General features: G+C 62.0%; 1 pseudogene. It reads right to left on the reverse strand.

Features of this window, described 5'->3' with window-relative positions:
- A pseudogene (locus AK81_RS27625) lies at positions 1–308 on the reverse strand (hypothetical protein); the annotation flags it as partial.

Raw genomic sequence — 308 nt, forward strand, 5'->3', positions numbered from 1 at the left:
TTGCCGAGACCACCCGCCAGGCGGTCGGCACCTTCACGGCCATTGAGCACATCGTTGCCAGCGCCGCCGATGATGATGTTGTCCAGCGTGTTACCCACGCCGGTGAAGTTGCCCACCCCGTTATAAGTCAGGTTTTCGACGTTGGAGGTCAGGATGTAGCCGGCCAGCGTGGTACGCACAGTATCCGTACCGGCCCCCGCAGACTCACTCACCAGATCCCCAGCGTTATCCACCAGGTAGGTATCGTTGCCGAGACCACCCGCCAGGCGGTCGGCACCTTCACGGCCATTGAGCACATCGTTGCCAGC

This window comes from Pseudomonas putida W15Oct28 (genome assembly GCF_000708715.2).
Lineage (GTDB): Bacteria > Pseudomonadota > Gammaproteobacteria > Pseudomonadales > Pseudomonadaceae > Aquipseudomonas > Aquipseudomonas putida_R.